General features: G+C 58.5%; 19 protein-coding genes. 5 read left to right on the top strand and 14 right to left on the bottom strand.

Annotated elements, in window-relative coordinates:
• Positions 1-167: 167 nt before the first annotated feature.
• From hflC to GQ39_RS27570, 9 genes are all read right to left on the bottom strand, one after another.
• Positions 168-1,037: a protease modulator HflC gene (hflC, locus tag GQ39_RS27610; protein WP_047536730.1), complete on the bottom strand. Its 870-nt coding sequence runs from the start codon at positions 1,035-1,037 to the stop codon at positions 168-170.
• The gene (gene hflK, locus GQ39_RS27605) at positions 1,037-2,209 is read right to left on the bottom strand and encodes an FtsH protease activity modulator HflK (protein WP_047536727.1); all 1,173 of its coding nucleotides are present in this window, start codon (positions 2,207-2,209) and stop codon (positions 1,037-1,039) included. Before hflK ends, hflC begins: the two co-directional genes overlap by 1 nt.
• Positions 2,210-2,305: 96 nt before the next feature.
• Positions 2,306-3,607 carry a ribosome rescue GTPase HflX gene (hflX, locus tag GQ39_RS27600; protein WP_046819838.1) on the bottom strand — a complete coding sequence of 434 codons (1,302 nt, stop codon included), beginning with the start codon at positions 3,605-3,607 and terminating at the stop codon, positions 2,306-2,308.
• A 12-nt stretch (positions 3,608-3,619) separates the two neighbouring features.
• Positions 3,620-3,880: an RNA chaperone Hfq gene (gene hfq / locus GQ39_RS27595; RefSeq protein WP_007902656.1), complete on the bottom strand. Its 261-nt coding sequence runs from the start codon at positions 3,878-3,880 to the stop codon at positions 3,620-3,622.
• A 94-nt stretch (positions 3,881-3,974) separates the two neighbouring features.
• On the bottom strand, positions 3,975-4,946 hold the full coding sequence (gene miaA, locus GQ39_RS27590; RefSeq protein ID WP_047536719.1) for a tRNA (adenosine(37)-N6)-dimethylallyltransferase MiaA: 972 nt from the start codon (positions 4,944-4,946) through the stop codon (positions 3,975-3,977).
• Positions 4,946-6,844, bottom strand: a complete 1,899-nt coding sequence (gene mutL / locus GQ39_RS27585) for a DNA mismatch repair endonuclease MutL (protein ID WP_177329369.1) — start codon at positions 6,842-6,844, stop codon at positions 4,946-4,948. The genes miaA and mutL overlap by 1 nt, the downstream gene beginning before the upstream one ends.
• Positions 6,845-6,852: 8 nt before the next feature.
• Complete coding sequence (locus GQ39_RS27580) at positions 6,853-8,283, bottom strand: N-acetylmuramoyl-L-alanine amidase (protein WP_047536714.1); 1,431 nt, start codon at positions 8,281-8,283, stop codon at positions 6,853-6,855.
• On the bottom strand, positions 8,284-8,754 hold the full coding sequence (tsaE, locus tag GQ39_RS27575; RefSeq protein WP_047536712.1) for a tRNA (adenosine(37)-N6)-threonylcarbamoyltransferase complex ATPase subunit type 1 TsaE: 471 nt from the start codon (positions 8,752-8,754) through the stop codon (positions 8,284-8,286). It abuts the gene before it with no gap.
• Positions 8,742-10,241 (bottom strand): bifunctional ADP-dependent NAD(P)H-hydrate dehydratase/NAD(P)H-hydrate epimerase, encoded by a 1,500-nt coding sequence (locus GQ39_RS27570; RefSeq protein WP_047536709.1) that lies wholly within the window; start codon positions 10,239-10,241, stop codon positions 8,742-8,744. Before GQ39_RS27570 ends, tsaE begins: the two co-directional genes overlap by 13 nt.
• A 63-nt stretch (positions 10,242-10,304) precedes the next feature.
• Between GQ39_RS27570 and queG the strand changes: the two genes are divergently transcribed.
• On the top strand, positions 10,305-11,375 hold the full coding sequence (queG, locus tag GQ39_RS27565; RefSeq protein WP_047536706.1) for a tRNA epoxyqueuosine(34) reductase QueG: 1,071 nt from the start codon (positions 10,305-10,307) through the stop codon (positions 11,373-11,375).
• Between the two features lie 13 nt (positions 11,376-11,388).
• Here queG and GQ39_RS27560 read toward each other — a convergent pair whose 3' ends face one another.
• The 5 genes from GQ39_RS27560 to orn form a co-directional block, all read right to left on the bottom strand.
• Entirely contained in the window at positions 11,389-16,137 is a 4,749-nt protein-coding gene (locus tag GQ39_RS27560; protein WP_047536703.1) for an RHS repeat domain-containing protein, read from the bottom strand.
• A gap of 90 nt (positions 16,138-16,227) precedes the next feature.
• Complete coding sequence (locus tag GQ39_RS27555; protein WP_236693122.1) at positions 16,228-17,262, bottom strand: hypothetical protein; 1,035 nt, start codon at positions 17,260-17,262, stop codon at positions 16,228-16,230.
• A gap of 358 nt (positions 17,263-17,620) precedes the next feature.
• Positions 17,621-21,460 carry a dermonecrotic toxin domain-containing protein gene (locus GQ39_RS27550; RefSeq protein ID WP_236693121.1) on the bottom strand — a complete coding sequence of 1,280 codons (3,840 nt, stop codon included), beginning with the start codon at positions 21,458-21,460 and terminating at the stop codon, positions 17,621-17,623.
• A gap of 278 nt (positions 21,461-21,738) precedes the next feature.
• Positions 21,739-22,350: a trimeric intracellular cation channel family protein gene (locus GQ39_RS27545; protein ID WP_047536697.1), complete on the bottom strand. Its 612-nt coding sequence runs from the start codon at positions 22,348-22,350 to the stop codon at positions 21,739-21,741.
• Between the two features lie 244 nt (positions 22,351-22,594).
• Positions 22,595-23,137: an oligoribonuclease gene (gene orn, locus GQ39_RS27540; protein ID WP_047536695.1), complete on the bottom strand. Its 543-nt coding sequence runs from the start codon at positions 23,135-23,137 to the stop codon at positions 22,595-22,597.
• Positions 23,138-23,244: 107 nt separating this feature from the next.
• Here orn and rsgA point away from each other — a divergent pair, with 107 nt between their 5' ends.
• The 4 genes from rsgA to GQ39_RS27520 all read left to right on the top strand — a co-directional run bounded on the left by rsgA (position 23,245) and on the right by GQ39_RS27520 (position 26,348).
• Positions 23,245-24,276, top strand: coding sequence for a small ribosomal subunit biogenesis GTPase RsgA (rsgA, locus tag GQ39_RS27535; RefSeq protein WP_047536692.1), 1,032 nt, complete (start codon positions 23,245-23,247; stop codon positions 24,274-24,276).
• 211 nt (positions 24,277-24,487) lie between these two features.
• Positions 24,488-24,895, top strand: a complete 408-nt coding sequence (locus GQ39_RS27530; RefSeq protein ID WP_047536690.1) for a TIR domain-containing protein — start codon at positions 24,488-24,490, stop codon at positions 24,893-24,895.
• 2 nt (positions 24,896-24,897) lie between these two features.
• On the top strand, positions 24,898-25,857 hold the full coding sequence (locus tag GQ39_RS27525) for a caspase family protein (protein ID WP_047536687.1): 960 nt from the start codon (positions 24,898-24,900) through the stop codon (positions 25,855-25,857).
• Positions 25,857-26,348: a toll/interleukin-1 receptor domain-containing protein gene (locus GQ39_RS27520; RefSeq protein ID WP_047536684.1), complete on the top strand. Its 492-nt coding sequence runs from the start codon at positions 25,857-25,859 to the stop codon at positions 26,346-26,348. Before GQ39_RS27525 ends, GQ39_RS27520 begins: the two co-directional genes overlap by 1 nt.
• Positions 26,349-26,359: the final 11 nt, after the last annotated feature.

Below are 26,359 nucleotides of genomic sequence, written 5' to 3'. Positions count from 1 at the left end.
CTGTCGAGCCTTTCGACTCGTACGCGTGCACCAAAAACAGCAATCAAACGTGCAGACGCAAAAAAGCCGGGAATTTCCCGGCTGCCGCATCATACACACGTTTTGCCAAAGGATCACCCCGCCAGAGGCGTTAGCCGCCCGGCGGAATGATTCGGGTCAACGCCGTATCAAGGCTTGGCTTTTTCCAGGTAGTGGAAGAAGTCACTGCTTGGGTCGAGGACCATGACGTCGGATTTATTCGCAAAGCTTTCACGGTAGGCGCGCAGGCTACGGTAGAACGCGTAGAACTCCTGGTCCTGACCATAGGCCTTGGAATAGATCGAAGCGGCCTGGGCATCACCGTCACCGCGAATCTCTTCAGATTCACGATAGGCTTCAGCCAGCAACACGCGGCGTTGACGATCGGCGTCGGCACGGATGCCTTCAGCCAGCTCGTTACCCTTGGCGCGGTGCTCGCGAGCTTCACGCTCACGCTCGGTGCTCATACGCTCGAACACGCTACGGTTCACTTCCTTCGGCAGATCGATGGTCTTGACCCGAACATCGACAACTTCAATGCCCAGCTCTTTTTCAGCCATCTTGTTCAGCGAAGCCGTGATATCCGCCATCAGCGCATCACGCTCACCCGACACCACTTCGTGCAAGGTGCGCTTACCGAACTGGTCACGCAGACCAGACTCCAGGCGACGGGACAGGCGCTCGTCGGCAATTTGCTTGAGACCGGACGTCGCGGTGTAGAAACGCTCTGCGTCCTTCACCCGCCACTTGGCGTAGGCATCGACCATCACGGCTTTCTTTTCCAGCGTCAGGAAGCGTTGTGTCGGTGCATCCAGCGTCATCAGGCGTGCGTCAAATTTACGCACCTGGTTAACGTAGGGCACTTTCACATGCAGGCCAGGTTGTACATCGGCCTGAACCACGCGACCGAACTGCAGCAACACCGCACGCTCGGTCTGAGCCACGATGTAGAAGCAGTTCCAGGCAGCGATCGCCACGAGGACGCCGACAATAAGGGCGATCAGCGATTTATTGCTCATCAGCGACTCTCCCTGGTACGTGCTTGCTGTTGCTGCAGATCAGCTGCCGCACGCGTATTCGCTTCATTGCTGGCGGCTGCCGCACCGGTCACCGGAGTGCTGGTGTTGCGACCACTTTCGACCATTTTGTCCAGCGGCAAGTACAGCAGATTGCTCTGGCCATTCTTGTTGCCGGTCACGAGCACCTTGCTGGTGTTGCTGAAGACTTCCTGCATGGTGTCCAGGTACAGACGCTGACGGGTCACTTCAGGAGCCTTGCGGTACTCGGCAACGAGTTTGGTGAAGCGATCAGCCTCACCCTTGGCGCGCGAGACGGTTTCGTCACGGTAGCCATTGGCGTCTTCGAGAATGCGCTGGGCCTGACCACGAGCTTCCGGCACGACGCCGTTGGCATAGGTTTCAGCCTGGTTGCGCGAACGCTGTTCGTCTTCACGGGCCCGGATCACGTCATCGAAGGCTTCCTGGACTTCGCGCGGTGCTGCTGCGCTCTGTACGTTGACCTGAGTGACGGTGATACCGGTGCGATAGGTATCCATGAAGCGTTGCAGACGCTCCTTGATTTCGCTGGCCATCAATTCACGACCTTCAGTCAGCACCTGGTCCATGGCGGTGGAACCCACCACATGGCGCAAGGCGCTGTCGGTCGCGTGCTGCAGACTGATTTCCGGCTGATCGACGCTCAGCACGAAATCCTGCAGGTTGCTGATCTTGTACTGCACGGTCAGCGGCACTTCGACGATGTTTTCGTCTTCGGTCAGCATTTGACCCTGCTTGGTGTACGCACGCTCACGCGTGACGTTTTCCATGTACTTCTTGTCGATCGGCGGGAAATAGATATTCAAGCCCGGGCCGACGGTTTCGTAGTACTTGCCGAAGCGCAGCACGACAGCCTGCTCCTGCTCGTCCACGACATAGACCGCGCTGTACAGCCACATGGCCGCCAGCACGACCAGGCCGATACCGAGCAGGCCGCCAAAGCCGCCACTCTTGCCCGGACCACTGCCGTCATCACCACGTTTCTTACCACCACCGAACAACCCGTTCAGGCTTTCCTGCAGCTTTCGGAAGGCCTCGTCGAGATCCGGTGGTCCCTTGCGGTCGCCATTATTGCGACGCTTGCCACCCCAAGGATCCTGATTATTCGAGTTGCCACCCGGCTCATTCCAAGCCATAGCGCTCTCCATCTGATAAAGCAAAGACGCACCCACGGCGCGCCGACCAATGCTACAGAATGCCTGTCACCACGGCACAACCGCTTTCTCAGGCTTTTATTGCAAAGTGTGTTGCTCGATGAATTCCATCGGCTGCAATCCTTCGCGGCTTACCAGTCGATTCAACTCGACCCGGGGCAAACGAACGGCCAGCAAACTGATGCCTTCTTCGTCGTGTTCTTCTTTTTGCACCGCGCCGAGTTCGAAAAACTGCGCACGCAGTCGAGCGAATCGTTGCGGCAAGCGCAGGGTACCGATAAACAAATCACTGCCAAGTAATTCGGCAATGGCTTGCTCAAGCAATTCCAGGCCAGTGCCATCACGCGCCGACAGCCAGACCCGCTGGGGCTTGCCGTTTTCGTCGCGCTGGATTTGTGGCTCAACACCTTCAAGCAAATCGAGTTTGTTATAGACCTCGAGGATCGGCAAGTCCTGGGCACCAATCTCGCCCAGCACCACCATCACCTGCTCGATCTGCAACATGCGATCGGGTTCGGCCGCATCGATCACGTGCAACAACAGGTCGGAGTTGCTTGATTCTTCGAGGGTAGACCGAAATGCCTCGACCAGCTTGTGGGGCAAGTGGCGAATGAAACCTACAGTGTCCGCCAGGACAATCGGCCCCAGATCGTCCAGATCCAGACGACGCAGGGTAGGGTCCAGCGTGGCAAACAATTGGTCAGCCGCGTAGACGTCGGATTTCGTCACGTTATTGAACAGCGTGGACTTACCGGCGTTGGTATACCCCACCAGCGACACGGTAGGGATATCCGCACGCGAACGACCACGCCGCGACTGTTCGCGCTGGCTGCGCACTTTCTCCAGCCTGCCCTTGATCTGTCGCAGCCGTACCCGCAGCAAACGGCGGTCTGTTTCCAGTTGCGTTTCACCCGGGCCACGCATGCCGATACCGCCACCCTGGCGTTCAAGGTGAGTCCAGCCACGAACCAGCCGGGTGCTCATGTGGTCAAGCTGGGCCAGTTCTACCTGGAGCTTGCCTTCATGGGTACGGGCGCGTTGGGCGAAAATATCGAGAATCAGACCGGTACGGTCGATCACGCGACACTCGAAAACACGTTCGAGGTTGCGTTCCTGGCTGGGCGTGAGGACGTGATTGAAAATCACCAGATCGGCCTCTTCAGCTTTGACCAGGTCGCGCAGTTCCTCGACCTTGCCGCTGCCAATCAGGAATTTGGCGGTTGGCCGATGACGCGGCACGTTAAAAAACGCAACGGTCTCGGCGCCGGCCGAATTAGCCAACTCCTGAAACTCCTGCGGGTCTTCGCGCGCCTCAGGGTCCTGTCCATCCAAGTGAACGAGGATGACTCGCTCACCACCACCGTGGCGCTCAAAGAACAAAGGAGACTCCTATCAGGCGTTACCTGGCTCAGCATCACCTGCTTCGGATTCGGTTGCGCTAGGCAGACGAATTGGACGAACCGGCACTACTGTAGAAATAGCATGTTTGTAGACCATCTGGCTGACGGTGTTTTTCAGCAGGATGACGAACTGGTCGAAAGACTCGATCGTGCCTTGCAGCTTGATACCGTTGACCAGGTAGATGGAGACCCCAACTTTTTCTTTACGTAAAGTATTCAAGTAAGGGTCTTGTAGCGAATGCCCTTTTGACATGTGCCGCACTCCTTTAAGGATTCAATATAAAAAAATAGGTAAACAGATGACTTTGGCCGTCACACCCCCAAGGATAGACGGCAATTGCAAGGACTCAGCTCAATATGGAGATGGTCCCCAAGTATTTCAAGGCGCGCGGCAGATTGTCGCAATCGAGGCTGTCCAGCCAATGTAAATCAGCCCAACTGCGCAGCCAGGTGAACTGGCGCTTCGCCAATTGGCGCGTGGCGATGATTCCACGCTCCTGCATCTCGGCTGACGTCAGCTTGCCATCCAGGTAGTCCCAGACTTGTCGATAACCTACCGCACGTATAGACGGCAACCCGGCATGCAGGTCACTTCGCTTACGCAGGGCTACGACCTCGTCTATGAATCCCTGTTCCAACATTAAAGTGAATCTTTGTTTAATTCGCTCGTGCAATACCTGACGATTTGCCGGAGCAATGGCCAAGTTCGCGACAGTATAGGGCAATTGTTGCCGTCCCGAAGCGGCTGCGTCAGTACTTTGCGCAGATTGTTGCAAGCGCAGCTCGGTCATGCTTCGACCGCTGACGCGATAAACTTCCAGCGCTCGACTGAGTCGCTGTGGATCGTTCGGATGAATCCGCGCCGCAGAAACCGGATCAATGACTGCCAATTGTTCGTGCAAGGCTTGCCAGCCAAGGCGTGTAGCTTCTTCTTCGATCTGCGCGCGAACCTCTGGATCGGCGGCTGGCATGTCCGCCAGTCCTTCGAGCAAGGCCTTGTAGTAGAGCATTGTGCCGCCGACCAGCAGCGGAATTTTTCCGCGCGCGGTGATATCGGCCATGGCCTCGAGGGCGTCCCGGCGAAAATCCGCGGCGGAATAGCTCTCGGCGGGGTCGAGAATATCGATCAAACGGTGGGGAAATTGCGCCAGAAGTTCTTTCGACGGCTTCGCAGTACCGATGTCCATGCCACGGTAAACCAGTGCCGAATCGACACTGATCAGTTCGCAAGGCAGGACTTTGGTGAGTTCGATGGCCAGGTCGGTCTTGCCGGCGGCGGTCGGGCCCATCAGGAAAATCGCAGGTGGGAGCTGGCTCATCAACGACCGCGCAAGAACAGTTTGTCCAGATCGTCCAGGCCCAACTGGGTCCAGGTCGGTCGGCCATGGTTGCATTGACCGCTGCGCTCAGTGTTTTCCATATCGCGCAACAGACCGTTCATTTCCGCCAGGGCCAGACGTCGGTTCGCCCGTATGGCGCCGTGGCAGGCCATAGTCCCAAGCAATTCGTTCAGGTGCGCCTGAATCCGGTCACTGGTGCCGTACTCCATCAGGTCGGCCAACACGTCGCCAACCAGTCGATTGGCTTCAGCCTGCTTGAGCAAGGCCGGAATCTGCCGGATGGCCAGTGTTTCCGGGCCAAGCCGCTGCAGTTCGAAGCCCAGACGCTGGAACCAGGCGACGTGCTCTTCGGCGCAATCGGCCTCGCGCTGGCTGACCGCCAGGGACTCCGGCACCAGCAGCGGCTGCCCGCTCAAGCCTTCGCTGGCCATGGCGACTTTCAGGCGCTCGTACATGATCCGCTCGTGGGCGGCGTGCATGTCCACCAACACCAACCCTTGGGCGTTTTCCGAAAGGATGTAGATGCCTTTGAGCTGCGCCAGCGCGTAACCCAGCGGCGGGATATCGTCCTGACCGGCCGGCAGCGCTACAGCATTGGCCTCCGGCAACGGCGCGAAGAATTCACGATAGGCAGCCTGGGCCTCAGCGGCGGGAACCGCGGACTGAGGTCGCGGGGTGTATTGATACTGATAGCCAGAACCAGATCCCGAGCCGGCCGGCGCATTGAACGACGGTTGCGCTTGAGGCTGCTCCAGCAGCGCATTGGCGGCCAAGCGCATTTCGCCCTGCGGACCGAACTCGCCTGCCTCAAGCCCGGTAGGACGGACAATGGCCGTCGCCACCGGTGCAGCCAGTTGATCTTCCGGTCGCACATCACCCAAGGCTCGGTGCAACGTACCGTAGAGGAAATCGTGGACCATGCGCCCGTCACGGAAGCGTACTTCGTGTTTGGTCGGGTGCACGTTGACGTCGACGCCCGCCGGATCGACTTCGAAGAACAGCACGAAGGTCGGATGCCGGCCATTGAACAGTACGTCGCGATAAGCCTGGCGCACCGCGTGGGCCACCAGTTTGTCGCGTACCGCACGGCCATTGACGAAAAAATACTGCAAATCCGCCTGGCTACGGTTGAAGGTCGGCAACCCCACCCAGCCCCACAGATGCAGACCGTTGCGCTCGATTTCAATCGGCAGTGCCTGTTCCAGGAAGCCCGGACCGCAGATCGCGGCCACTCGCCGGGCGCGGGCCGCATCATCGTGGGCCTCGTGCAGGCTGAGAATGGTCTTGCCGTTGTGGCGCAAATGGAACGCCACGTCGAAACGCGCCAGGGCCAGACGCTTGATCACTTCCTGCAGATGATCAAATTCGGTTTTTTCGGTCTTGAGAAATTTGCGCCGCGCCGGTGTGTTGAAAAACAGGTCGCGGACCTCAACCGAGGTCCCCACCGGATGGGCGGCTGGCTGCACGCGGGGCGCCATGTCACGGCCTTCGGTTTCCACCTGCCAGGCCTGATCGGCATCGCGAGTGCGCGACGTCAGGGTCAAACGCGCCACGGAGCTGATCGACGCCAAGGCTTCACCACGGAAGCCCAGGCTCATGACCTGCTCAAGGTCTTCCAGATTACGGATCTTGCTGGTGGCATGACGGGCCAGCGCCAGCGGCAGGTCATCGGCGGAAATGCCGCTGCCATCATCACGCACCCGCAGCAGTTTGACGCCGCCCTGCTCCACATCGACATCGATGCGTTTGGCGCCGGAGTCGAGGCTGTTTTCCAGCAATTCCTTGATCACCGACGCCGGGCGCTCAACCACCTCACCGGCGGCGATCTGGTTCGCCAGTCGCGGGCTGAGCAGCTCGATGCGGGCAGCGTTGGTCAGCACCTGATTCATTCTTTGGCCGCCAGTTCAGTGCCGGGAATGGTCAAGTGCTGACCAATCTTGAGTTCGTCGCTCGACAGGTTATTGGCACTGCGCAGCGTGGCCGGCGACACCTGGTAACGCACGGCGATCATCGCCAGCGTCTCGCCCGGGCTCACCCGGTGGTCACGCGGGCCCTGGGCGATTTTGCCCGAGTCACGCAACCAGGCGATGTAGGTGCCAGGTGGCGGGTTTTGCTGGAAGAACTGACGCACGCCACTGCTGATAGAGCGCGCCAACGCCTGCTGATGGCTCGACGCCGCGAGTTTCGAGGCTTCATTGGCGTTGGAGATGAACCCGGTTTCCACCAGAATCGACGGAATATCCGGCGACTTCAGCACCATGAACCCGGCCTGCTCCACCCGCTGTTTGTGCAACGGCGTGACCCGGCCGATGTTGGTCAGGACTTTCTGACCGACGTTCAGGCTGGAGGTCAGCGACGCCGTCATCGACAAGTCGAGCAACACGCCTGCGAGCATGCGGTCCTTGTCGTCGAGGCTGACGTTGCCGGCACCACCGATCAAGTCGGAACGGTTTTCACTGTCGGCCAGCCAGCGCGCAGTCTCCGACGTGGCGCCGCGATCAGACAGGGCGAACACCGAGGCCCCGAATGCGGCAGCTGAAGGCGCGGCATCGGCGTGGATCGAAACGAACAGGTCGGCGCCCTTCTTGCGGGCGATTTCGGTACGGCCGCGCAAGGGAATGAAGTAGTCACCGGTACGGGTCAGTTCGGCACGGAAGCCTTTCATGCCGCTCACCTGGCGTTGCAGTTCGCGGGCGATGGCCAGCACCACGTCTTTTTCGCGCTGACCGCGAGAGCCCGAAGCACCCGGGTCTTCGCCGCCGTGGCCGGCGTCGATCACGACAATGATGTCGCGCTTGCCGGCCGGCGCTGGCGGCAGCTTGATTGCAGGTTCCGCAGGAGTAACCGGCACTGCCGGCACGGTCGCGACCGAAGGCGTCGGCGCTGGAGGTGGCGCGGCGTCGGACGGATTGTCGAACAGATCGACCACCAACCGATTGCCATACTGCGCGCTCGGTGCCAGGGAGAAACTTTTCGGGGTGACAGCCTTTTTCAGGTCGATGACCACCCGCAGGTCGGTCGGCGTGCGTTGGGCCGAGCGCATGGCGGTGATCGGGGTATTCGAGGTGTTGACGCTCAACGGCGAACCCAGGGTCGCGCCATTGATGTCGATGACCAGGCGATCCGGGGATGTCAGGGTAAAGACACTGTGCTGCACCGGGCCCGTCAGATCAAACACCAGTCGCGTGTTGTCCGGCGCCCGCCACAGGCGAACACTGTTGACCTTCGTGTCGGCCACAGCGTCGACGGTTACCGCCAAAAACAACACCCCAACGGCAGCAACCAACGCGCGAAAGCGCATACCTAACCCCATCATTTATTTGGATTCCAATGCCAAAGCGGCACACCAGGACTCGCCACGCGAGCCTTGAGGCAAAATTTTCAGTGAACGCCCGCTGTCATGCGGGCTAATGGTAATGGTCAGGTCGGGCTTTGGCAAAAAGCCTGCACCCTTGTCAGGCCATTCGATCAGGCACAGCGCGTCATCTTCGAAATAGTCGCGGATGCCGAGGAACTCCAGCTCTTCCGGATCGACCAGGCGATACAGATCGAAATGAAAGGCACGAATATCGCCGATCTCGTAGGGCTCAACCAAAGTGAAGGTCGGACTTTTTACCGCCCCGACATGCCCCAGGCCACGGATGATGCCCCGGGACAGCGTGGTTTTCCCCGCCCCCAGATCTCCCTCGAGAAAGATCAGACCGTGCCCTTTCGTGGTTTGGGCGATGCGTGTACCCAATTCAGTCATCGCCGCTTCATCAGCCAGGTACAGGGTTACTTCAGACACGGTGCTTGCTCCTCCAACAACTGACGAATGGCTGGAATCAGATCACTGGCCGCCAGCCCACGGCCGAATTTACCTTGTTGCTCACCGGCATTGGCATGCAGCCAGACCGCCAGGCACGCGGCGTCGAATGCCTCCATGCCTTGGGCCAGCAACGCGCCGACCAAACCCGCCAGCACATCACCCAACCCGGCGGTGGCCATCGCCGGATGCCCCTGGTGACACACTGCCAGCCGCCCGTCAGGGCTGGCGATCAAGCTCCCGGCGCCTTTGAGCACTACGACCGCTGTATATTTTTTGCTCAACGCATGGGCCGCCGCAGGTCGATCGGCCTGAACATTCGCCGTACTCACGCCCAATAAACGCGCAGCTTCACCGGGATGCGGGGTGATCACACAATCCCTGGGCAACCTCACCCGTCCCTCGGCCAGCATGTTCAGCGCGTCGGCATCCCAGACTTGCGGCAACGGCGCGTTGGCGGCAGCCGACAATAGACTGCGCCCCCAAGCCGCCTGGCCCAAGCCTGGGCCAACCACCAACACGGAAACCTTTTGAAGCAATCCCATCAGTTGATTGGCTGACGAAGCGCCCACCACCATCGCCTCGGGGATCCTGGCCAATGCGGCAGGCACGTGTTCGCTGCGAGTGGCCACCGACACCATGCCGGCACCGCTGCGCAGCGCACTTTGCGCACTCAGCAGGATCGCACCACCGAAACCGCGATCGCCGCCCATCAGCAGCACATGGCCGAATTTGCCTTTATGGGAAGCAGGCTGACGCGCAGCCAGACACGGCAGCTTGCCAGCCGTCAGACGACGGGCGCTGACCGGCGCGCTTTCAAGTAACTGCGGATCGGCGTGCAAGTCGTTGAACACCAGTTCGCCCACCACATCCGCCGCGTCACCGGTGAACAAACCCACTTTCAAACCGATGAACGTCACGGTCAGGTCCGCCCGGACCGCGTGAGCGAGGATGCGCCCGGTATCGGCGCTCAGACCGGAAGGGATATCCACCGCCGCCACCGGCAGACCGCTGGCATTGATCGCGGCAATGGCACTGGCATACGGGTCGCGCACGTCACCGCTCAGACCCGTGCCGAGCAAGGCGTCGAGCACGACACCGCGCAATTGCGACTGCTCGCGCCACGCTTCAATAGAGACCTTTTCAGACACGGCCTCGGCATGTGCCAGGCCGGCATCGCCTTGCAACCTTTGCGGATCGCCTACCGCCAATACCCGCACCGTCCATCCGGCGCGCCGGGCCAGCACCGCCACCAGATAGCCATCACCGGCATTGTTGCCTTGCCCTGCCAACACGCTCAATTCGGTCGCCGATGGCCACTGACGAACCAGCGCTCGCCAAGTTGCCCGAGCCGCACGCTGCATCAATTCGAAGCCCTTTGTTCCGGCCGTGATCAGGCTCGCATCAAGTCCCCGGACCTGTGCGGCGCTGTACAGCGCGTCGGGTAAATCATCTTTAGTGTGCGGCATGCGTCTTCAGGCTCCGATGTCTGGCAGAATTATACGCACCTCAGCTCCGGTTTCTCTCGCCTCATGCCCGCTATTACTCCAGACCTGCCCACTCTCGCCCAATCCATCAAGGACTGGGGCCGCGAGCTGGGCTTTCAGCAAGTCGGCATCAGCGGTCTCGACCTGGGCGAGCATGAGCAGCACCTGGAGCGCTGGCTCGACGCCGGCTACCACGGCGAAATGGACTACATGGGCGCCCACGGCAGCAAACGCTCGCACCCGGAAGAACTGGTGCCGGGCACATTGAGAGTCGTTTCCCTGCGCATGGACTACCTGGCGGGCGACACGCAAATGGCGCAGATGCTCGCCCAGCCGGAAAAAGCCTACGTCTCACGTTATGCCTTGGGCCGCGATTACCACAAATTGATCCGTAAACGCGTGCAACAACTGGCGGAAAAGATTCAAGCTGAAATCGGCCCGTTCGGCTATCGCGCCTTTGTCGACAGTGCGCCTATCCTGGAAAAAGCCATCGCCGAACAGGCCGGCCTGGGCTGGATCGGCAAGAACACGCTGGTTTTGAATCGCAAGGCCGGCAGTTATTTCTTCCTGGCCGAGCTGTTTGTCGATTTGCCGTTGCCGGTGGACCCGCCCCACGCCACCGAGCACTGTGGCCGATGCAGTGCCTGCCTCGATATTTGTCCAACCAACGCCTTCGTCGGCCCCTATGTGCTGGACGCCCGGCGCTGCATTTCCTACCTGACCATTGAACTCAAAGGCGCGATCCCCGAAGACTTGCGACCACTGATCGGCAATCGAGTGTTCGGTTGCGATGACTGCCAGATCGTTTGCCCATGGAATCGTTTCGCCCGGCCGTCCGGCGAAAGCGACTTCAAGCCCAGGCACAATCTGGACAACGCCGAGCTGGCCAACCTGTTTATGTGGGACGAGGATAAATTCCTCAACAGCACCGAAGGCTCGCCATTGCGCCGCACGGGTTATGAAAACTGGTTGCGTAACCTGGCGGTGGGCCTGGGCAATGCGCCTTCAACGATTCCGGTGCTGGAAGCGTTGAAGGCGCGGCGGGAATACCCGTCGGAACTGGTCAGAGAGCATGTGGAGTGGGCACTGCGTCAACACTCGGCCCGACAGGCTTAGCCGGAGTGCCGGGTCAGGTATGTCCTCCCACTTCCAGAATGGTGACTAACCGATCAGTATCATCCACCAGATACGTGACACGATCTTTCCCTCCGATCCGTACCTCCCACATGTTGACTTTGTTGGTTGCGTTGCCTTGGGCGTCTCGACCAGCCTTGGAGACGCTTTGCAGCATTTTTGGATAAGGGTTATCCATGTTTCGCGCGGCCTCGGAAGGGTCGACTCCCCCGTGATAAATGGCGTTCTTGAACTTGTCGTACTCGCCCTGTTGGGATTTGCCCAGTTGCTTGATGATCTTGTCGGGCTTGGCCAGCTTGATTTTCCAGGGGCCGTTCCCTCTGAAAGCGTCATCCATACCGGCTGTCGCGGCCCGAGCCGACCTTGAAGTTCCCTGCCCCATTCCCCTGGCCATGGCCCTCGCTGCATCCGCGGGTTTTCCACTCAACCCGGGCTTGAAGGCATTAGCCAATTTACCCCCCCATTGCGTGGCACTTTTGCCCAAGGCGCCCAAACCGGCCCCTGCCGACAGCACACCAGTGGCCAGGCTGGCCCAGCCCAAAATCTCTCCGATGCCTGACTGCGGCGCCACTTCGTCGACAATGATGCCGGCAATCCCCAACGTTGTAGATGCCGCCGCCAGCGTCAGGCCAATAACCGCCAGTGGCGTGGCTGCGCCCATTGTCACGACACTCAGGGCAAGGCCGGCAATAGACATTGCTATCCCCAACAAGGCTTTCCAGAAATGCCCTGTCGGGTCCACCCGATTGATGGAGTCGCCGCCGCAGTAGGCGTAGGGGTTCAATCCGCCGGCGCCGAACGGGCTCATGCTGTCCGGGCTGACAAAGCGCATCAGCACAGGGCTATAGCCACGGTAGCCATTGCCCAGCAAGTACAAGCCTGTCGAAGGATCGAGCGCTTCGCCACTGAAACCCAGCACGCTGAACAGGCCGCCCTCTGCCAGACGATGTCCATATGGGCTGTAGGCAAAATCCTGGCGCCGCGACCCAGTGACTTCGCTCAACACACTCTGCTGCTGGTCGGCACCCAACAACCAGGTGCCGGCGCCCTGCCCTTGCCGGTTCTGCCCCAATAAAATGCCGGCGTTGCGCAAGCAGGTGCTCTGGTCCCGGCCGCACACTTCGTTCAGCACGCGGCCTTCGCGGTAATATCGCTGGGTCGGCGGGCCGACCGGCTGCGACAGTTCGACCAACCGATCCTGCGCGTCGTAGTGATAGCCGCGCACCACGTCCCCGACGGCGCTGGCCACTTGAGTCAGGCGCCCTAGCGCATCGTAAGTCAGCCTGCGGGCCTGTTCGTCCCTGATCAACTGACCGTTGGCGTCATACTCCAGCACGACCGGCGCCGGATAATCCTTGTGGCTGTGCCGGATGCCGATCAATTGAGTAGGATCGCTGGCACTGTAATCGAAGGAAGCCAGGTTTTTACCGCCGGGAAATTCGGTTTCCAGGGAGACGATGTTGTCCATCGCATCAAACACGTAGGTTTGCTTGATGATCTCTTTGCCATATGGGTCGCGCGGTCGGTGCGTGCCACGGCTGCTGTACTGGCTCAGGCGGCCGCGCGAGTCGTACGTGAAGCGCTCGTCACGTATGACGTCATCGCCGCTTTTCAATGTGCGCTGCGCCAACTTGCTGGTCGGTGTGTAACTTGAAGTCAGGGTTTGGCTGCCTGATTCGCTGGCCTCGAAACGGCGCGAGATTTCGCGCCCCAGATCATCGTAAGCCAGTCGGGTGACCAGCGAACTTTCCCCCTTCATGTCTTGGGCGTCGACCTCAGTCAATTGGCCCAACGCGTTGTAGGCAAATGCGGCTTTGAGTGCATGTTGTTCAAACGATTTTGGACGCCCCCATTCATCGTAATCCGTCGTGTGTCGGTGACCGAGCACATCGGTGCACGTGAGGGGACGCCCCCCCAAGGAATAGCTATAGAGGGCCTTCTCCTGCTTTTCTCCCACGATGGACAGCTCACGCTTGAGTCGCCCGGAAGGGTAATACTCGAAACGGGTCTCGCGTCCTTGTTCCGTGCACATCGCCGGCAGGCCGAGCGTCGGATGGTAGGCATACCTGGCCACTAATCCATTGGCACTGCGTTGAATCACTTGCCCGCCCAGGTTGCGTTCGTACTGGTATTCGATCCTTTCACCGCCTGGTGCCTGCTCCCAGGCGGGCTTGCTGAAGCCCGACTCGAACCCCACCCTGGTCACTCGACCGCCGACGTTGCTCTGGATCAACCGTCCGACCCCATCAAAGGCCTGCTGACCCAGACTACGGCCCGCGACTTTGACCTCGACGGGCATTTGTCCGGGACTATGGAGTGCATACTCGGTTTCCACAGCATGGCCATCGGGCAATACACTGCGCCGGAGTCGATTGAATACGTCGTACTGATAACGCGTTGTATTCCCCACCGGATCGGTTCGACTGACAGCCCTTCCCAGGCCATCATATTCGTGAAGGGTCTTGCCCAGACTCCTTCCCTTCAGGTCGAACACCTCGACACTTTCGGGTTTGCCGAAACCCTGGTAGAGCGTGACGGTCTTGCCCATGCCTTCCTGCCACTGCTCTTTGCGAAGGGTCACTGGATCGAATTCCACGTGCTCTTTTCGACCGTCACCATGGAGTGTGGTTTTTACCTGCCCCCAATCATCAAAGATGAAGGCGGTTTTTATCGCCAGGGGAGCGCCCTGCAACCAGTCAGTGCCGGTTTCTTCGATGAGCTGGCCCGCCGCGTCGTATTGCGCCGAGTAAACCAGGCGTAGCGGCCCATCGGCCTGGTGGTCGCTGTCTTGCTCCTCGATACGAATCGTACGCCCGAGACCGTCAAAAGTGACGCGCTGCTGCTGGCCGTTTACGTCAGTGCTGACAATCGTCGCCGGCGTGCTATTGCCAACCGCAGGCTGATAGATATTGCGGCGCCTGGCGGTATATGCGGTGTCAGGCGCCACGGTCTCCGTCACCACTCGGCCAAGAGCGTCGTACTCGAAGACAACGGTCCCTTCATCCTCGTTGCGCTCGGATAATTTCACCCCATTGAGGGCCGAATAGGCGGTGGTGACCGTTTTGCGGGTGCCATCAAATCCTATCAGCGTGGTTTGCAGCGTGCGGGTCGTGCCACCATGGCTGTACTGGAATTCAGATTGGGTCGATTGGCCATTACAGGTGATGGTTTGCTTTTCCAGCAGACCGTGAACCAGGGGATCGGTGGGGCGATCGATGTAAACCAGGTCAGTTTGAGAGCAGAGCGTCTCGCTGCCCTGTACCCGTTCAAGAAATTGCTCGTGCACGCGGACGATGTTCTGCACTGATGCGCCGTTCACCCCACGCTGTAGCTGATAACGATAACGTGTGGTGGTGGTCTCGGCCGCAGCGAATCCAGGTGCTGGAAAGACTGTTCGCTGTTTCTCGAACCGCACGAAACCCAAAGGGTCCGCCGGACAGCCATCGGCGCCCGCCGCCGGGTAGAACTCACAAACCGTGGTCACGCCACTCGGTTCGACCTGTTTGAGCAAGTTGCCAAAAGCATCGAATTCGGTACGCAGTACCTCGTCCCGCGATGTGTTCGTCTCGCGGTCGTGGTAACGCAGGGTCTGAATTCTTGGCAACCTGAACTGTGCTGGCTGCTCTGAAAAATCTCTGCGCGGATCAAGGTGATACTCAATCCGTTGCGAGGTAGCCACCTTCTTGCAATTCGCCACCTCCGAGACCTGCAGATGATATTTGTTGTAGGTACGGACAGTAGAGCGATGAACCTTCCCATCCAGCATCAAGCGCTCGGTCGAAGTATAGGAATAGTCGTCTGAGGCCTGATAAAGGTTATCTCCTTCCTCCGTCCACTTGATGCCTTCGGCGTCGAAGCCCAGAAAATTGTTGTCGGAAAACTCGTAATTGGTGGTTATCGCCGGCTGATTATGCCGAGGGAACACCGTATGCGAGTTGACATAGGGAATGGATCGCAGGGGAGCTCCGCGCGGAAACCGATGCCCCTGCTGCTGATAACCAATGAACTCGCGTGCACCCAGCGGCGAGTCGACTTGCTTCAGATAACTTCGACCTTCGATATCCTCGTACGTCAGGATCCACGCATCACCGGTCGGCAAATCAATGGATACAACCCGGTCATTGACGAGCGACAGAACAAAGCGCGCCTCACAGGGGGTGCCGGGGTATTGAACAAGGCGAACTGCACCAGGGGTGCGCGAAACACTCAGCAAAATACGCTGATCGTCCCTCGCCTCCCTGAGTATTGGCTGATCGTTTATAGCGGTGTAATCGAGCGTGATGCTGCCGCCATTTGGCGCGACAATACGCTTTGGAACCGCTATGTCACTCGCACCGTAGACTTCGAGTTCTTCACGCAGGCCGTTCTTATGCACAATGTCGTAGCGATTGGGTGCGGGACGACTGGCCTTGATGGTTTCCAGCTTCAGTTCATCGAAGGCCAAGCGTGTGGCCAATGTCCTGGCCTTATAACTTTCGCCACTGGACAGCGTCAGCGTCTGCGCCGCCGAGTCATAGCGGGTCAATGCCAGCGACCATCCCACCCCCAAACCGATATCAGCGCCATTGAGCGGATTGAAATACAGGTTGATCGGCAAGGAGGGGCCATTTAACCCACCGGACTTGATTTCACCCATCGTTATGGAGCAGGTATAAATTCCCGTACGTGGGTCGACCCCCCCGGAAATAAAATCATGAAAATTAAAAGCATTCGAATAAATATTTCTTGAATTACTTGTAGTCATTTGACGTTCCCATCAGCATGAATCCCAGTCTCTTTCATAGAGACGAGACTGGCGCCAAACTTCCGAAAAAATTCAGGCGCCAAGCGAGTATCAACCCCTGCGCAGATTAAACTTGAGATTATGCTCGTCTATTTCGATCGACAGGGCATGATCATTACCGTATTCATCAATAACGGTAAACGGAAACACCTCATTTCGAGTCTGAAAATTACCGCCAAGTCTTGACGAAAAACCATTAACCAACGAGAGCTCCCCAGAACGCTTATGCACTTCAATATCGTATTGCCCGCCGGGCAAATTGACTCGAACACTTTTCTGAGTAGCAGAAGGTAAAACACCAGTGAAATACTTGATCGCCCACGCGAGACTATTCGGGCGCACCCGACAAAACTCTATTGGGTATCTGTTATCCGGGTTGTACCTGGCACTTTCCCAAGAGAACAGCTCGACCTGTCTCGAACCAAGATAGAGCCCAAGATGGTATAAGCTAAAACTGTTAAATGCATCACCAACCTTGAGCTGCTCCGACTCCCAGCGAAAGTGTTCAACGGCATAAGTCGCCTTCTTCTCAGCATGAAGAACGACACTTTTGTTAATTTTTGTGCCATCTGGGTTAGTTGTATTGTTACTTCTGTAAACTTTCCCTTGCAGCGTCACCTCTACCGCGACTTGTGTCTGTCCGACCACAGAGGACGACACCCAAAACACCAGGGGTGCCTGTCGAAATGCGGAAAGACGATCGCTGATCAAGGACGACAGCCCCCATCCCGGCACCTCGTGGGAATACTTGTTCTCGACATGGCTGGAGTTCCAGCCCTGCAACGGTCTGCCGGTATAGACATCCTGCTGCAAGGGCTTGCCAGTGTGATATTCAATCAGCCTTGCCGAAACCAGGTCAGGAAAATATGGCAGCGAAACAGCATTGCCATCTGCATCCTGGGCTTCTACAAAGACCCATACCCTTACTTGCATTCTGCCATTGGCATATAACCGTTTCGACTCAACGCCAGGCGCTTCGAATCTGACTTCAAGCCGGGTTACTTTATCGATCTGCACGGATGCCTGGGCTTGCAACGCATTTGCAACAGAACCCACTTCGACACCCAGTTCTTTCGAGTCACTCATATCCATATTCCTTGCCATTTTTTTAGTAGCAACCTTTTGGCTGCATTGGATGCTGCACCCAACAACTGGCAACTTCACCAACTGCCTGACTACACGCGCTTACCAAAAACAAATAACAAGAAAGATAGATCGCGACCATTCATAAGATTAACAGACTATTTCCACTCCCCCCTATAACCACCGAGAACACTCAGCACTCGAAGAAACGGAAGAGCTGAAGACCGCACGCCCTCTAACTTAAGCACTTGGCGCGCGACCATCTCAGCTCTTCTTGACTTGATATTTCTAAAACCAGACCGGCTACAGCCCTCAGAAAAACACGCAGCAATCGCAACAACAATCAATACATCGATTGTGTTCAGTCGTCATCCACACTACTTTCACCACCCGTTTCCAGCCCACTTTCATCGGATTCCGTTTCGATACCCAGATCATGAAATTCGTCTACCAACTCGTCATCCACCTGAATCAGGATCTGCTTATCAATGCTGAAATTGTTTTTATATTCGGCAACCCGTTGCTGACTCGCAGCACTCAGGGGGTTATCCGTAAAGTTGTAATTCACAGGGCGGGTATCAGGCACATCAAATAACTCATCAGGCATTTCTACAATGTCATTGAACGTCAAGTCGGCAAACGCCAACTTTTCCAACCCAAACAGTCCATCGGGCACTTCCCTCAATCCGGTGGACTTCAAGTGGAGCCGCTCAAGCTTCTTCATGTGGACCACCTGAGGGCTGAGACCCAACGGATTATTGTCCAGGTCCAACTCTTCAAGGTTCTCCATATGAGCCAACCCTTCTGCAGTAGCCTGCGTCAAACGAAGGTTGCAATTCTCGAGCGTCAGGCAGATGAGTGATCGCATCTGAAAGGTCTCGACAGGGAAGGCTTCCAGGCGAACGCCCCTCATCGTCAGGAACTGAAGATTGGGGAAGCGTTCAAGAAAGCGGCCCGCCCTTAGACAACCACTGCTGTTGACCAGCAAAAACTCGGACACATGACTGAAATCCGCCGACAGTTCAGGCAAGTCGCCAATGACGTCCAGTTTTGAAAAGAACCGGCTAGTGTCAAAGCGGTTTTCCGGGGTCAGTTGCCGGCGCCAACAGGCCTTCACCACCTCAATGAAAGCGGCGCGGTTACGCCTTTGCGCGGCGCTCACTTCGGCAGACAGCGCAACATCCGTCAGAGGGTGACGGGCGGGCACATCGTCGGCCCAGATCTGCAGGTCATTGAGCAGTGTCAGGTGTTCATTTTCCAGGTGGGCCAGGGCTGGCAACGGATCGGCACCCAGGCGGGTCTCTCGCAAGGTCTGTAAATCTTCTTCCGCCAACGTGGGAAACAGCCTGCGCAAGCGCGGCTCAATCGCGCCGGATGCCGCGGGCAGGCTGTCACCACCGCCCAGCAAATAACCAGAACGACCAACCGCCAGCCCCATGGGAGAGCGCGTACCGGGTTCCAGAGGCGGTTGCCCGAACAACGCTCGCAATTCGGACCGCGGCAGCAATGGCCGACGCCTGATGGCCTGCTCCAACTCCCCCCCCTGCCCGACGTGAGGCAAACCAATGGCTTCGCGCTGCGCCTGGGGCAACGCATGCTGGACAGCACCGAACAGATTATCCAGGCCATGGAGCGCCTCGCCATGCTCATCAAAGGCCTCGTATCGCCCCTGTTGCCTGACCAGAACCTTGCGTATCGGCGCATCGGGGCGGCCGATGCTGTCATGCAGAGCGCCCGCCACATCGACGTCACGCACTTCGATGCGAATGTCCGCCGACCAGCCGTCGAGCGTTTCGAGCATATGCAGGGCCAGCATGTCCGTATCCGTGCTTGATTGCGCCTCCAGGTAGAGTCCCTCATAGGCGCGGTTCAGGCGCAATTCACGCAGGTAGTACAGCGCTTCGTGAGCCATTCGCCGCGGCATGCCATGCCTGTTGTGCAGGTGCAGGCGTTCGGCGGCTCCGGACTCGGCCCACAACTCCTGCGCGATCGTGCGCGGCAACCGTGGAAAAACCCGGCGCATCTGCCGGGTGTGGCTGTCCGCGCCTGACTCGAAAGCCTCCTCAAGGGCCTCGAACAACTGTTCGCGACGGGTTTGTGCCCATTGCGCCATGCGGCTGCGCAGCAGCGAGGCACGAACCGTCACTGACGGCAGCGCGTCACCCGGCGCGGTGCTTAACCCAAGGAGTCTTTTCAGGGCCCCCTCTTCCAGTGTGGTCACAACGGTTTGAATCACGTTGCCGTCAAGCAACTGTCCCTCGGACAACACCACCTCCTGCGTCTTCAGCAGCTCCAATTGCAGAGACACGTCAGCCTTGGCGTAAATGCCAGGGTCCGGGCTGGCAACGTATTCACGGAACGCCCGAACCCGCTCATCGACCTTGAAACGTCGAATCGTATCCTCCAGCAAGGCCGGTGGACGCCGCGCGTTAACGTGCAGGTGCCGCAGCATCGCTTCATCGATCCCGCTGACCGCCAATATGCGTTGCGCGGTCTCGTCGGAAAATTCTGCAACCGAGTGCCCCAGCCGCCGGAACAGTTGCGCACCCTGCCATTGCATCGGTCGCTCGACCTCGTGGGCCCAGGCGCCGGCGCCGTTGTGGGCGAGTCGCGGTCGGTAGGCGTCGGCCCGCTGCGGGTGGCGAATGGAATATGTACCGCTTTCAGCCTCGGCGCCCACTGCATAAGTGCGCCCCTCAAGCGTCAAAAAGGTTTTGCCAGCGTGATGCTGTAGCCCCTGCTCGTCCGGTATGCCGCCGGTCGGCAGCGCAGCGGTTTGTTCGTAGGGTTGCAGGTCGGGATTCCATAAACGCATGCGACCGTCGGGCAGTGCTACCGGTTTAAGCCCCTCGATAAACGCCGACGGCTTGAGAGGGAGCACCTTTGCGGCCACAGCCCCCGCCACCCCGAAAGCGCCGAGCTGCGCGAGGTTCTCGGCGATGACCAGCAGATGATCAGCGGCCTCGGACACTTGCCCTTCAGCCCAATCGAGAACACCGGTAAAGGCTTCATCGAGCAATTGATAAGCGGTATACGCCAGCATCACTTCACCCAGAAACGGCACGAAGGGCATTGCCACCAGGGTTGCGACCTGCACGACGATCGAAGCCACGTTTTCCAGGCTGTCCCACAGCGCCCAGCGCGACTGGCGATCCTCATCGGCCGTGGGCACGGCGATGATGCGCGCGTCATTGAGGATTTTGTCGAGCTTGTCCTGATACAGCCATTGCCATGGATCACCCTGAACCGGGTGCGCGTGGAATCGCAACTTGGGGTTGTCGACGGGCGTGCGTCGCCAGGCCGGCCGTGGGTCACCCGGCTGTACTGCATGCCAGGTCTCGGCATTCAAGTGCTGGTCGAGCGCGGCAAAAAAATAACCGCGCTGTTCATGGGCGATAAACCGGGCAAAAAACCGTTGATAGGCCGGTGAACGCAGTTGCTCCGTCAATGCCGTCTTGAACGCCAGGGCCGACGGGTACTCTTTGATCGGATGCTGCGGATCGTCAGGCACATACACGATCAACGGTTCCACGCGGGATGAACCTTCCAGATCACCCGCCAGCACCATGATCCCGGTCAGCCGGGCCGTCATGATCTGCAATTGGTAGCAGCGCAACGCCAGACTCGCCACGCCATCCAGCAGCCGCAGCAGCGACACCAGGGAATCGGTGCCGATGTCACCTTTCATCCGCGCCAGGAGCACAGCCGCCCTGAACGCATCTTTTTGACTGGTCTTGACCCTGAACGCCAGTCCGACCCGGGCCACTGAATCCCTGGGTAACAGAATCGCCTCCAATTGTGATGCGTACTGACCGCCGATATCCAGTTCGCGGCACATTGAAGCAAAGGCGCCGATCGTTATTCGTTCGTTAATGGGCAATACATGAAAATGGCCATGGCTATCAGGTTCGCTGATAAAACAGGATGCATTATCAAAGTACTGGTCAGCGGCTTCCTTCTTCTCAAAGTTATGCAGGGCCGCGTCTAACAGGGAAAGGGTTTTAACTTGATACCCCGGCAAAATGCCTTTGGGCAAATAGAGCCGCACGTATGAGTGGGTAACATCGAGTTCGACGCCAAAACGATTCTTCAGCGCCTGGCGCAGCAAGGGCTCGGCAAACCGACGGGCATCGGCCAACGACTCGAACACCCGGTCCAGCTTGGCCTGGGATATCCAGCTGGCTTTGACAGCCTGCGCCAACTCTGCGTGTGAAGCCGCTGATACCATTCGGTACCATTCAGGAACGATGACAGGCGCTTGCCGTAAAGCCAAGCGTCTGTCGGGTGATGCCTGGGTTAGCCAATCCGGAATTTTTTCTTCAATGAATCGCTTATGACCATCATCAGTGCAATGTTCTAAACATAGATCAACCATACAAGCAGCCTATAAACCGAAGTTGAACTTCAGCTTATAAAAACCAACCACCCAGCCTGCGTTAAATAATTACCGCATCTTCGCTTGCACGTTATGCAGATCCTTCACTGCTCATCGTTATAGACAAACTTTGGCATTTCCCAGTGAAAACGAATCGCCAACAAGCGCAACAGGAAACCGCCGAACAGGGTGATCAGGATGGCCTGTTCGCCGGGCAAATTCAGGTACAGACAAAGCATGTAGCACCACGCCGCGGCGAACGAGACGCTGGCGTAGAGCTCACGACGGAAGATGAGTGGAATATCGTTGCAGAAGATATCCCGCAGGATGCCGCCGAACACCCCGGTGATGACCCCGCTGACCGATGCGACCAGCATGCCATGGCCCATTTCCAGGGCGGTCATGCAGCCGATCAGGGTAAACGCCACCAGACCGACGGCATCGAGCACCAGAAACAGCGAACGCAGGTGACGCATCCAGCGTGCCGTGAACACCGTCACCATGGCCGCGACAGAGGTCAACACCAGGTATTCCGGGTGCTTGACCCACGTCAGGGGGTAATGCCCCAGCAGCACATCACGCACCGATCCCCCGCCCAGCGCCGTGACGCACGCAATCAAGACCACGCCAAACCAGTCCATGCCGCGACGGCCCGCAGACAGGGCGCCGGTCATGGCTTCGGCTGTGATGGCGATCAGGTAGAGCATCAGCAACATGGTGGCGGTCCTTGCAGAAAGGCGCGCAGTCTACTCACTTCACCCAAGCACCAAAAGAGGGCAATCGGAAAACCTTTGGCGAGGGGCTAGCCGGGACGCCGCACCGCCCTGTTGGCGTGCTAAGCGCTCCCTTGCAGCCTTCCAGTCAGACCGCGTTTACAGGTTTACGACTGCTGCGCAGCCGAGCGGGGCGGTGCGGCGTCCCGACAAGCTGCCTCGCCACAATGGCCCTCGCGATGCATGATCAGAACTTGATGAAATGCTTGCGGTAGTGCTGCAACTCGGCGATGGACTCGCGGATGTCGTCCAGGGCCAGGTGGGTACTGCCTTTCTTGAAGCTGTCACGCACATCCGGCGCCCAGCGCGCCGCCAGTTCCTTGAGCGTGGACACATCGAGGTTGCGGTAGTGGAAATAGCTTTCCAGGGATTTCATGTGGGTATAAAGGAAGCGACGATCTTGGCAGATGCTGTTGCCACAAATCGGCGACTTGCCCTTCGGCACCCACTTTTCGAGGAACGCGATGGTTTCGGCCTCGGCCTCGGCCATGCTGATGCGGCTCTCGCGCACGCGTTGGGTCAGCCCCGAACCGCCGTGTTGACGGGTGTTCCACTCGTCCATGCCGGCGAGGACTTCGTCGCTGTGATGGATGGCGATCACCGGGCCTTCGGCCAAAGTGTTCAGGTCACTGTCGGTGACGATGGTGGCCATTTCGATGATGACGTCGGTATCCGGGTTCAGACCGGTCATTTCCAGGTCGATCCAGATCAGATTCTGCGGGTTTTGCATGTGTCGGCTCCTAGGCAATGCTGCGCAGTTTAGCCTAGGCCGGTGGCCGGGCGTGCTAAACTCGCGGCCGTTTTACCTAATCGCTGCATTCTTTATACGGAACACCCATGGCCAAACGCCAACTCAATCGTCGTCAAAACTGGCGCATCGAAAAGATTCAGGGCGAACGCGCTGCCCGCGCCGCCAAACGCGAGTCCTCGGCTGTCGAGGCACTTGAGGGCGGCGACCTCGGCCCGGAACAGCACGGTCTGGTGATCGCGCACTTCGGCGTGCAAGTCGAAGTCGAGGCCGTAGATGGCGAACAGGCCGGTGAAGTTTTCCGTTGCCACCTGCGCGCCAACCTGCCAGCACTGGTGACTGGCGACCGAGTGGTCTGGCGCGCCGGCAACCAGGGCATCGGCGTGATCGTGGCCCAATTGCCACGCAACACCGAACTCTGTCGTCCGGACAGCCGTGGCCAGCTCAAGCCAGTTGCGGCCAACGTCGACATGATCGTGATCGTCTTCGCCCCGCTGCCCGAGCCCCATGCCAATCTGATCGACCGTTATCTGGTCGCAGCCGAGCATGCCGGCATCAAGCCGCTGCTGTTGCTGAACAAATTCGACCTGATCGACGAAAACAACGCGCCGGCACTGAACGCTCTGCTCGCGGTTTACCGCACGCTGGGTTACCCGGTGCTGGAAGTGTCGGCGCACCATGGCAACGGCATGGAGCAACTTCAACAGCAGCTGGACGGACGCATCAGCGTGTTCGTCGGCCAGTCCGGTGTCGGCAAGTCATCGCTGGTCAACAGCCTGCTGCCCAACGTCGAAACCCGCGTCGGACCGCTGTCCGAGCTTTCCGGCCAGGGCACGCACACCACCACCACCGCGCGACTGTTCCACTTCCCCGGTGGCGGTGAGTTGATCGACTCCCCGGGCATCCGCGAATTCGGCCTGGGCCACGTCAGCCGTGCCGACGTCGAAGCCGGTTTCATCGAGTTCAACGACCTGCTCGGCACCTGCCGCTTCCGCGACTGCAAGCACGACCGCGAGCCTGGTTGCGCCCTGCTCAAGGCCCTGGAAGATGGCCGCGTGCAGCAGCAACGAATGAACAGCTACCGCTCGATCATCGCCAGCCTGCCGGAAAACGGCTACTAAACAGACGCATCGCCCGCCCTGCCCCCAGTGGGGCGGGCGATCGCTCGTTCCTGCCTACAAATACCCTCTCGCCTTAAACGTCAGACGCCTCTGTAAGACACCTGCCCACACACTTGCAGGGCATTTCTGATTCACCGCGCAAGCCTTGTTAGCGCCACTCAATTGCATACATTCGAACCCTCTTCGCATTCAGGCGACACCGAGGGCACCCATGCAAACCTATCACCTGTTCATCAGCCATTCGTGGAACTACTCCGATGCCCACGACAGACTGGTAAAACTGCTCACCGCGCACCCGACCTTCACCTTCAAGAACTTTTCAGTCCCCCCACACAATCCAATCGTTGGCGCACAAACCGACAAGCAACTTGAGCTGGCCATTGAAAACAAAATCCGCCCTTGTTCGGCGGTGCTGATCATGGCCGGGATGTATTCGGCCTACAGCAAGTGGATCAACAAAGAGATCGAAATCGCCAAGCGCATGGGCAAGGTGATCATTGCGATCAAACCGTTCGGCGCCGAGCGTATTTCCACGGTGGTGCGGGACGCCGCACATGCCGAATGTGCGTGGAACACCAACAGCATTGTCAGTGCCATTCGTCAGCATACGGCGGTGTAACCATGCGCAAGGGATTGTTTATCGGCATTAACAACTACACCCATGTTTCCCAGTTGATTGGCTGCAACAACGACGCGATGGCCATGGCCTCGGTATTGAAGACCGACGCCAATGGAGATCCGAACTTCAAGAACATCGTGCTCACCTCCGCCGAAGACTACTTGAGTCGCGAAAAGCTCGAAGACCAGATCCGCGAACTGTTCTCCGGTGACTGCAACGTCGCGCTGCTGTATTTCGCCGGCCACGGCAGTTTCGACCTCGATACCGACGAAGGCATGCTGATCCCTCAGGATTACAAGTCCGCGAAGGACGGCATCCGGATCAGCGATATCCTGAACTGGGCGAGCAAAGCCACGAAAATCAAAAACAAGGTCATCATTCTCGACTGCTGCCAGGGCGGGTCGGCCGGCGAAATACGCGCATTGCGCAGCGAGAGCAGCGTGATTGGCGAGGGCATGACCATTCTGACGGCGTGCAAAAAAGAACAGCCGGCGATGGAAGGCGCCGGCCACGGAGTCTTCACCGGTTTGCTGCTTCAGGCATTACACGGCGGTGCCGCGAACATCCTCGGCAAAATTACGCCCGGCAGCCTCTATTCATTCGTCGACAACGCCCTCGACGCCTGGGAGCAGCGGCCGGTGTTCAAGACCAATGTGTCGCAGTTCATTTCCCTGCGCGAGGTCTCGCCGCTGATCCCCAAGGAAATCCTGCGCAAGCTGCCCGAGTGGTTTGCCGAAGCGGAGTCGGTCTACCCCCTCGCCCCCAGCTTTGAGCCCACCGAACCTGAATTCAACCCGGAGCACGGCGAAGTCTTCGCCCAACTGCAAAAGTGCAACCGCCACAGCCTGGTCGAACCAGTGGATGCCGAACATATGTATTACGCGGCCATTCACTCCACCGGATGCCGCCTCACCGCCCTCGGCGCCTATTACCGCGAACTGGCCATCAAGGGACATTTCTGATGCCTGTGTTTATCAGCTACCGCCACATGGATCGCGCCTATGCGATGAACATCAACAGCCGCCTGATGCAGGCCAACATCAGAACTTATCTGGATGTGATGGACCCAGAGTCCCAGACCACCGACGACATCACCGGCGTAATCACCCGCAATATCAGTGAGTGCACGCATTTGCTGGCGGTGGTATCGGAAAAAACCGCGCTGTCCTGGTGGGTGCCGTTCGAAATTGGCGAGGCGACCATTACCAACCGGCGCATCTGCTCGTTCAAGACCGGACCGACAGAATTGCCGCTGTACCTCGATAAATGGCCGAAACTGACGCGTGAAAAGGACATCGATTTTTTCATCGAGGCCTATCGCGATGAAGCGACACTCAAACGCTCGATGTCACTGGAATCGCTCACCGGCAGCGAATCTGTACGAAGCGTCAACAGGACTAACGCCGATCGCTTTCATACTGACCTCAAATCCAGAATCTCTCGCGGTTTCTGAAATCGCGCCCA

Source organism: Pseudomonas sp. 11/12A, assembly GCF_000800055.1.
Taxonomy (GTDB): Bacteria; Pseudomonadota; Gammaproteobacteria; order Pseudomonadales; family Pseudomonadaceae; genus Aquipseudomonas; species Aquipseudomonas mohnii.
The sequence above is the reverse complement of the archived record's forward strand: the minus strand, read 5'-3'. Positions and strand labels throughout refer to the sequence as shown.

Excerpts from the sequence above, each read along its gene's own strand:
- hflC (WP_047536730.1), bottom strand. The coding sequence starts at position 1,037 with ATGAGCAATAAATCGCTGATCGCCCTTATTGTCGGCGTCCTCGTGGCG.
- hflK (WP_047536727.1), bottom strand. The coding sequence starts at position 2,209 with ATGGCTTGGAATGAGCCGGGTGGCAACTCGAATAATCAGGATCCTTGG.
- hfq (WP_007902656.1), bottom strand. The coding sequence starts at position 3,880 with ATGTCAAAAGGGCATTCGCTACAAGACCCTTACTTGAATACTTTACGT.
- miaA (WP_047536719.1), bottom strand. The coding sequence starts at position 4,946 with ATGAGCCAGCTCCCACCTGCGATTTTCCTGATGGGCCCGACCGCCGCC.
- GQ39_RS27580 (WP_047536714.1), bottom strand. The coding sequence starts at position 8,283 with ATGATGGGGTTAGGTATGCGCTTTCGCGCGTTGGTTGCTGCCGTTGGG.
- GQ39_RS27570 (WP_047536709.1), bottom strand. The coding sequence starts at position 10,241 with ATGCCGCACACTAAAGATGATTTACCCGACGCGCTGTACAGCGCCGCA.
- queG (WP_047536706.1), top strand. The coding sequence starts at position 10,305 with ATGCCCGCTATTACTCCAGACCTGCCCACTCTCGCCCAATCCATCAAG.
- GQ39_RS27560 (WP_047536703.1), bottom strand. The coding sequence starts at position 16,137 with ATGACTACAAGTAATTCAAGAAATATTTATTCGAATGCTTTTAATTTT.
- GQ39_RS27555 (WP_236693122.1), bottom strand. The coding sequence starts at position 17,262 with ATGAGTGACTCGAAAGAACTGGGTGTCGAAGTGGGTTCTGTTGCAAAT.
- GQ39_RS27545 (WP_047536697.1), bottom strand. The coding sequence starts at position 22,350 with ATGTTGCTGATGCTCTACCTGATCGCCATCACAGCCGAAGCCATGACC.
- orn (WP_047536695.1), bottom strand. The coding sequence starts at position 23,137 with ATGCAAAACCCGCAGAATCTGATCTGGATCGACCTGGAAATGACCGGT.
- rsgA (WP_047536692.1), top strand. The coding sequence starts at position 23,245 with ATGGCCAAACGCCAACTCAATCGTCGTCAAAACTGGCGCATCGAAAAG.
- GQ39_RS27530 (WP_047536690.1), top strand. The coding sequence starts at position 24,488 with ATGCAAACCTATCACCTGTTCATCAGCCATTCGTGGAACTACTCCGAT.
- GQ39_RS27525 (WP_047536687.1), top strand. The coding sequence starts at position 24,898 with ATGCGCAAGGGATTGTTTATCGGCATTAACAACTACACCCATGTTTCC.
- GQ39_RS27520 (WP_047536684.1), top strand. The coding sequence starts at position 25,857 with ATGCCTGTGTTTATCAGCTACCGCCACATGGATCGCGCCTATGCGATG.